At 65.3% G+C, this 7,308-nt stretch carries 7 protein-coding genes and 3 pseudogenes; 6 read left to right on the top strand and 4 right to left on the bottom strand.

Annotation, left to right across the window (positions count from 1 at the left end; genetic code table 11):
* Positions 1-160: 160 nt before the first annotated feature.
* The gene (locus CV1CTNOD_RS09155; RefSeq protein WP_131785713.1) at positions 161-715 is read right to left on the bottom strand and encodes a hypothetical protein; all 555 of its coding nucleotides are present in this window, start codon (positions 713-715) and stop codon (positions 161-163) included.
* Positions 716-918: 203 nt separating this feature from the next.
* Here CV1CTNOD_RS09155 and CV1CTNOD_RS09150 point away from each other — a divergent pair, with 203 nt between their 5' ends.
* The 4 genes and pseudogenes from CV1CTNOD_RS09150 to CV1CTNOD_RS09130 all read left to right on the top strand — a co-directional run.
* Positions 919-1,317, top strand: coding sequence for a hypothetical protein (locus CV1CTNOD_RS09150; protein WP_131785712.1), 399 nt, complete (start codon positions 919-921; stop codon positions 1,315-1,317).
* Positions 1,318-1,339: 22 nt separating this feature from the next.
* Entirely contained in the window at positions 1,340-1,846 is a 507-nt protein-coding gene (locus CV1CTNOD_RS09145; protein WP_165485399.1) for an aldehyde dehydrogenase family protein, read from the top strand.
* 42 nt (positions 1,847-1,888) lie between these two features.
* Positions 1,889-3,000 (top strand): annotated as a pseudogene (locus CV1CTNOD_RS27730) (cytochrome P450).
* A gap of 258 nt (positions 3,001-3,258) precedes the next feature.
* Positions 3,259-3,601 (top strand): annotated as a pseudogene (locus CV1CTNOD_RS09130) (AMP-binding enzyme); the annotation flags it as partial.
* A gap of 100 nt (positions 3,602-3,701) precedes the next feature.
* On the opposite strand, the gene CV1CTNOD_RS09125 reads toward CV1CTNOD_RS09130, so the two are convergent.
* Positions 3,702-4,652: an LLM class F420-dependent oxidoreductase gene (locus CV1CTNOD_RS09125; RefSeq protein WP_242606535.1), complete on the bottom strand. Its 951-nt coding sequence runs from the start codon at positions 4,650-4,652 to the stop codon at positions 3,702-3,704.
* 319 nt (positions 4,653-4,971) lie between these two features.
* On the opposite strand from CV1CTNOD_RS09125, the pseudogene CV1CTNOD_RS26450 reads away from it, so the two are divergent.
* Positions 4,972-5,220, top strand: a pseudogene (locus tag CV1CTNOD_RS26450) (NAD(P)/FAD-dependent oxidoreductase); the annotation flags it as partial.
* A gap of 25 nt (positions 5,221-5,245) precedes the next feature.
* Complete coding sequence (locus CV1CTNOD_RS25565) at positions 5,246-5,536, top strand: oxidoreductase C-terminal domain-containing protein (RefSeq protein WP_242606534.1); 291 nt, start codon at positions 5,246-5,248, stop codon at positions 5,534-5,536.
* A gap of 106 nt (positions 5,537-5,642) precedes the next feature.
* On the opposite strand, the gene CV1CTNOD_RS09115 is transcribed toward CV1CTNOD_RS25565, so the two are convergent.
* Both CV1CTNOD_RS09115 and CV1CTNOD_RS09110 read right to left on the bottom strand, forming a co-directional pair.
* Positions 5,643-6,269: a TetR/AcrR family transcriptional regulator gene (locus tag CV1CTNOD_RS09115; RefSeq protein WP_131785708.1), complete on the bottom strand. Its 627-nt coding sequence runs from the start codon at positions 6,267-6,269 to the stop codon at positions 5,643-5,645.
* A gap of 32 nt (positions 6,270-6,301) precedes the next feature.
* Positions 6,302-7,075, bottom strand: coding sequence for an SAM-dependent methyltransferase (locus tag CV1CTNOD_RS09110; RefSeq protein ID WP_131785707.1), 774 nt, complete (start codon positions 7,073-7,075; stop codon positions 6,302-6,304).
* Between the last annotated feature and the right edge of the window lie 233 nt (positions 7,076-7,308).

The following is a 7,308-nucleotide window of genomic DNA, read 5'->3' as shown; positions in this document are numbered from 1 at the left end:
TCCCCGCGCCGCCGGGGCACTCAGGTACCCGGGAAACAACACGCGGCCGAGAAGGGTCGGTTGTGTCGAGCGGAGGAAGGACCCGCGGGAGCGGGGTACCCGGGGAGCGGGGTACGCGGGGAGGACGGCGGGGCCGCCGGGGAGGCGGCCCTGCCATCGGCTATTTCTTCTGCAGATAATCCCGCGTCGATTCGGCGAGCAGCACGGCCGCGCCGATCACGAACGCGAGAAAGACCAGCGCGGCTTCCCAGTGGCCGCCGGAGGCCAGCACGATCACCGACAGGACGGCCAGTACCGGCAGCACGTGCTGGGCCCATCGTCTGCGCAGCAGCAGGGCCACGACCGCGGCCAGGACGGCGATGCCGACGCCCAGCGCGAGCAGGTCCTGCGGCTGCACCGTTGCGGTTGTGCGTACTGTGCCCTCACCCAACTGGTCGCGCAGTTCCTGCGCGGTCTGCTGGTCGGGGTCGTTGCCCAGCGCGTCCATTCCTGCCCACAACGCGAGAAAGCCCACCACCGACCAGCAGACGACGGACACGCCGAGCGCCGCTGGGAAACCACTGGGCCTGCTGGCCACCGCGTTCCTTCCGGTGTCCTCGCCCGCCCTCGTCACGATGCTTTCCGCTGTCGTCTGCCGGGGGGTCTCGTCAGCGCTCTCAGGGCCTGGACGGGGCCGTGCGGACGGGGTGCCGCGGTGCCGGGGTGAAGTTGCCATTACTGCTCCCTTCCTCTGCCGCGCAACGAAAGTAACAGCTGATCGGGGTGCGGAACCGGGTGAAGTATTCCCATCGAGGGATCGAAACACCCCGTACGAGCGATGAGGCCTGCGCCGGGTCGCAATAGTTTCTGTGTTCCAGTACACAACACGGACTGCCGATTCCGCCCGCATCTTCCACCGTATCCGACAGGAGAAAGACCATGGCCTTCTTCGCTAATGCCGATGAAATGGACAAGTACATCGGCGAGATGTTCCGACTGGCCGGCGACCACCCTGAGGTCGGCGACAAGATGAAGGCCGCGAACATCGTCATGCGGGTCGAGTACTCCGACCCGGACTGCGTGGTGACCGTCGCCTTCCAGGACCCGATACGCGTCGAATCCGGCGAGACCGGCCTGGTACCGGACATCACCCTGATCATACGCGCCGACATCGCGAACCAGTTCTGGCGCGGGGAGTACAACCTGGCTGTCGGCCTGGCCAAGGGACAGATCAAGGCCAAGGGGCCGATCAACAAGATCCTCAAGCTGGTACCGCTGACCAAGCCACTGTTCCCCGTCTACCGCGACCTTGTCAAGGACAAGGATGCGGCTTCCTGAGTCAGGAAGGCGAGAACCGACGATGACAGCCAAGCAGCACAGCCGGATCCTCGGCTACATCACCTCTGGGGTCGAGCAGGGCGCGACACCGGCCTGCGGCGGCGGTGTCCCCGGGGGCGAACGGTTCGAGCGCGGGCACTGGATCGAGCCGACCATCTTCACCGGGGTCCGCAACGACATGCGCATCGCACGTGAGGAGATCTTCGGTCCGGTGCTGTCGGTGATCACTTACCGTACCGACGAAGAGGCGATCGCGATCGCCAACGACACCAGCTACGGGCTCGCCTCCTCGCTGTGGAGCGGGGACAACGACCGCGCTGACCATCGCGAACGAGATCGAGGCCGGTTCGCTCTGGATCAACGACGCCCACCAGAGGTGCCCTTCGGCGGCTACAAGAACAGCGGTCTCGGCCGGGAGTTCGGTCCGGACGCGCTCGATGAGTACACCGAGACCAAGAATGTTCACCTCGACCTCTCCGGCCGTCGCGGCCGCAGGCCGTACGACGTCCTGCTCAGCCATGCCGGCTAAAGCGCCCGGGTCACTGAATCACTTCATTCTCTGGAGAATCCGATGACCGTCGAGATGATCCCGGCCACCGCGGATCACAAACCCGGATACGACGAGATCGACGTCTCGTCGAAGTCCTTCTGGCAACAAACCTCCGAACAGCGGGAAAAGATCTTCGCGTTGCTGCGCGAGCAGCGTCCGGTGTCCTGGCAGCGTCCCGTGGAGGACGCGGTCACCCCCGACCCGGACGATCCCGGTTACTGGGCTGTCGTCAAGCACGCCGACATCGTGCGGGTGAGCAAGGACCACGACACCTTCATCTGAGATCGTCGGCTCCATCGCAGGCAAGGGCCGTATCGAGTTCGTCGCCGAATGCGCGGAGAAACTGCCTGTCCGCATGTTCGGGGATATTTTCGGTGTTCCCGCGCAGCTGCGTCCCACCGTGGCCAAGGCCGCGGCGGACGTGGTGGCTTGGGCCGATCCGGAGATCTTGGGCGATCGCTCGGCTGACGAAGTGCAGGTCGAAGCGTGTACCACCTTGCACGACGTCGCCGAGCAGCTGATCGCCGACCGCCGGAAGAATCCGGGCGAGGACTTGATGACCGCGCTCGTGCAGGCTGAGGTCGACGGGCAGTCCCTGGACGACTTCGAGATCGGCTCCTTCTTCGTGCTGATGGCCGTGGCCGGCACCGACACCACCAAGCACACTGCCAGCCACACGGTGCTCGCCTTCACCAAGTTCCCCGACCGGCGGGACTGGCTGCTGGCGGACTTCGACGGCCGGATCAACCAGGCCGCCGAGGAGTTCGTACGGTACGCCTCGCCGGTGATGACCTTCCGTCGTACCGCGGTCAGGGAGACCGAACTCGGCGGCCAGCGGATCATTCCAGGCGACAAGGTCGTGCTGTTCTACCCGTCGGGCAACTGGGACATTGACGTGTTCGAGGAACCCGACCACTTCAACCTGACCCGCAACCCCAACCCGCATGTCGGTTTCGGTGGCGGAGGTATAGATTTCTGTCTGGGTAACCAGCTCGCGAAGTCGATGCTGCGCGCTGTTCCGCGAGATCCTGACCCGCATACCTGAATTCACCGCCAGCGAACCGGAATATCTCGGCACCAACTTCATGCGTGGCATCAAGCGGATGAAGTTCGAGTTCACACCGGAGAGATGATCGACATGCGTATAGTGGTTGACCGCGGCAGGTGCACCGGCCTGGGTATCTGTGAGTCGATGGCCGAGGACGTGTTCGAGGGGCGGTCTCAAGCGGTCAGTGCGTCAGCTCTGGTAGAAGGGCTGTCTACTGATCGGAGGACTGGGTGCGGGGCCAGGAGCTGAATGGCAGACCTCGTGAGACGTTGGGCTGGCGAAAGCCGGTAGAAATGTTCAACGAGCTGTTGGAACGACATGCGTCGCCATGACCGCTTGATTCCGCCCGTTCACCATCATCTCCGGTGGGGTCAACATCTACCCGCAGGAAATCGAGGACTGTCTCGCCCTGCACCCGAAGGTGCATGATGTCGCGGTGATCGGCGTTCCCGACCCGGAGATGGGTGAGTCGGTGCATGCGGTGGTGCAGCTGCCGTCGGGCGTGGTGCCGAGTGAGGAACTCGCCGAGGAAGGAACTGCACGCCTATGTCCGGGAACGGATCGCCCGATACAAGGCTCCGCGTGGGATTGATTTCGTGGACGAGTTACCGCGTACTGAAACCGGCAAGCTCGTGAAACGGGTCCTGCGTGAGCAGTACTTGTGGGCGGCCAAAGTCGTGTCGTGACGACGCCAGAGGCCGCGCGGGAGGCGGTCCCTGGCGTTGGTCTCGGTATTCAGCCTCGGTATTCGATCGGACTGCTGTTCCCCGGTCTACCGGCATCGCATCAGCGGGCGCTTCTCGTCCGGCCGCGGTTGATTTCTCCCAGCACCTTCCAGGTACGTTGGCGATCCTCGGCGGTGCTCAGACCGGTGCTGGTCACCACGATCTCGGTTGCCCCGGCGTCGAAATAACGGTCCACGGCGGCGGCCAGCGTCTCCTCGTCGCCGATAACCGCCAACTCGGCCGGGTGTTCCAGGCCCTCGCGGGCAAGCACCGCCCGATACGAAGGCGCTGTCGCGTAAGACGCCAGCTGTTTCTCGGCGGATGCCCGTACCTTGTCGACCGCCGCGGTCACAATGCCGGCGAACGCCACGACGATTCGCGGTGCGGGCCGTCCCGCGGCGCGGGCCGCCTCGGCGATCGTTGGCACGATGAACTCGCTGAGCGTCCGAGGACCGGCAAGGTAGGGCAGGGTGCCGTCAGCCAGCTCGCCGGTGACCTTCAACGCCTGTGGTCCCATCGCCGCCACCAGCAGCGGGACCGGCGGCTGCGCCCCAGGCACGGCCGCCGGCATAGGGGGGGAGGCTGTCAACGTCGCGCCGTGCAGGTTGACCGACCCGGAGGACAATAGCGGCCTCAACGCGCTGAGGTACTCACGCAGGTGACGGATAGGCCGATCGAAAGACATGCCGAAGCTTGCGATGAGTCGTGGCGTACCGAGCCCCAGCCCGAGCGTGAACCGTCCATGACTTGCCGCCTGGGCCGTCTGGGCCTGACTCGACACCACGATCGGGTGGCGGGGATAGATGGGCACGACCGAGGTGCCGATGGCGATACCGGGCACGGCGTGACCGATCACGGCGGCTATCGACAGAGCGTCATGGTCGAATCGTTGGGGTAACCAGATCGACGTGAGTCCGGCCTCGCCGGCCTCACGGGCACGAGCGATCAACGTGTCCACCGTGTTGGAGCCAAGATCCGGCCAGTGGGCCGGAAGGGAAATTCCAAGGGTCACAGAGTCTCCAGGCGTCACCAATTGTCCCGGGATTTCCCAGGTCGGGCGTGGTAAACGTTCAGCCTGGTTGCGGAGGGAGAAATATCCGGTCGCCACGCGTGATTCGTTCGCCATGGGTTTGACGCGAAAATAGCGTACACCCGGTCGTAGGTCTGTCGAATTAACGGTGGAAACACCCTTATGTATGATGTTACTTCCGGTTTGACCTCGTGACGTGGCCCTTGACAGTCATGCGCAGCAGGTCGGACGACTGATGATCGCTGATGACGATTGATGAGGTACCGGCAGGCCATGGCCACGTTGCCCGAACGTCCTTGACGTGACGGCGCAGCGACGGCGACGACATGCTCGGCGGACCCGAAGAGAGACCACCTACCCACTGGTCGGGGCGGAGGAGCACCTGCCGTACGACCGGCCGCCGCTGTCCAAGGCATACCTGGAGGCGGGGGAGCCGCTCGTCGTCCGGTTCCGCGACGAGTCCCATCTACGCGAAGATCTTGGTGTCGAGCTGGTGCTCGGTGTGCCGGCGAGCGCGCTGGATACCGGGGCGCGGACCGTCGTGGTGGGGGAGCGCCCGATCGGCTACGACGCGCTTGTCCTCGCCACCGGCGCGCGGGCCCGCCAACTGGTCGTACTGGTACGACAGCCGGATCCAGTTCGTCGGTGTGCCGCAGGCGGACGAGATCAGGGTCGTGTGGGGCAGTGTCGACGAGCACCGGTTCGTCGCCCTCTACCGGCAGGGTGACCGGGTCACCGGCGCGCTCGCCGTCAATGGGCAGAGAGAGATCATGAAGTATCGGATGCAGATCGGGCGGCGCACATCCTGGGAGGAGGCGCTGGAGTTCGCGGCCAAGCGCAACGCGGCCGCGCCAGCGTCTGCGTGAGTGGCCTGCGCCTCGTCGTTGCTGTGGGTCATCCTGTTTGCCGGGGGCTGGAGCGTTGCGGAGCGAACCGCAACGGTGGCCCGGCCGGACGGCCGACAGGCTGCGTTCAGCGGCGAAGCGCGTGCAGCACCATCGACTGCGCCGTGGTGATCAGTGCTTCGAGCGGCCCGCGGTCCGGATTCCACCACTCGGCGGTCCAGTTGAGGGCGCCGAGCACGAGCATACGGGCCAGCGGAGGGTCGACGTCGGGGCGTAGTTGACCGCTGGCCTGTAGGTCGGCCACGAGCCCGCGCCAGATGTCGTTGTAGGCGGACACCTCGGCGAGCGCCCGTCTGCTGATGGCCTCTGGTAGCTGGTTGGCGTTGCGGATGATCGCGTACGAGTAGGCCGAGATCTCCAGCTCGTGACGCAGGTGCGCCTCCACGGCGCCAGCGATCCGTTCGGACGCAGTGGAGTCGGGCGGCAGCGTGGCCAGGACTGCTTCCAGATGTGTCCGCATCGCCGCCGCGCCGACGAACATGACTTCCTCGATGAGGTCCTCACGCGACGGGTAGTAGTAGTAGATCGCCGGCGCCTGCACGCACGCCTGCTCGGCGATGTCCGACAACCGGGTCCCGCTGAAGCCTTTGCGGCTGAGGACCTCCGCAGCCGCGTCCAACAGTCGTTCGCGGGTCCGCGAGGACTTCGACTTGGTCGCCGTCTGCTCATCGTCCTCGACGACGTTTTTTGTCACGGTTCAATAATAGGCCGGACCTGCGCCGGAAGTCACCGGCGGCTGCCGCCGGGGCGTCGCGCAGTCAGGAGCAGTCGGTGGCTGCCGAGGTGGAATGGCGTGCCGTTGGTGTCGCCGTACAGTTCGAGGTCGGCGAATCCGGCTGAGGTTACCAGCCGGGTGACCTCAGCTGCGGTATAGATGTGTTGTACGGATGTTCCGCGGTGTTCTTCCGCGCCTCGGCGGAAGGTGAGTGCGGTGAGCAGACGGCTGTTTGCAGTGTCGTATTCGTTGACCGAGATGCCCTCGACCCCGCCGAAGTGCATCGGGTTCTCCTCCAGCGTCAGGTGCGGGAGCAGCGACTCGGCCACAAAGCCGTAGTCCAGGATCAGAGCGCCTCCCGGCACGACGAGCCCGGCCAGGCCGCCGAGAAGTTTCTCCGTACCGGTGTGTTCCAGATAGCCGAAGCTGTTGCCCATGCACATGGCTACGTCAGCCCGCACGTCAGTGGGCAGGGCCCGCATGTCGCCGAGTCGCAGGTCGACGTCGAGTCGCTCGTCGGCGGCGGCCCTGCGTGCGTATTCGACGGCCTCAGCCGACATGTCCAGCCCGGTGACCCGACAGCCGCGCCGGGCGAATTCGAGAGTGTGCCGGCCGCTGCCGCAGGGCACGTCCAGCACCCGCGAGCCAGGACGTAGCCCGGTCACACGGATAATGAAATCCACCTCGACCGAGGTGAACTCCGGGGGCACGGCTGCCCGCCAGAAGGCGTTGGGCAGCTCGGTGAAGAAGTCCGCGTACCACGCGGACAGAGGGTCCTGCGACATTTCGAGTGCTCCGGATGCATAGGCACGGCGCCCGGCGCCATGCCGGCGAAAGAATGTCCACGAGACCGGGGCACAACAAACAAACACGCATACCCGCACAGCGCCAACCGCTGAAACGGCCGGTGTTGTCATCCGCCCCGGTATGACCGGGCGGTAATCATGGCATCGCCTTGTCTCGCACTCGACCGGGCCTGGCCTAGATTGTTCATGGGGTTGGTGGGGTTCCCCGAGTG

This window comes from Protofrankia symbiont of Coriaria ruscifolia (genome assembly GCF_900634745.1).
In the GTDB taxonomy this organism is placed as follows: domain Bacteria; phylum Actinomycetota; class Actinomycetes; order Frankiales; family Frankiaceae; genus Protofrankia; species Protofrankia californiensis.
The sequence above is the reverse complement of the archived record's forward strand: the minus strand, read 5'-3'. Positions and strand labels throughout refer to the sequence as shown.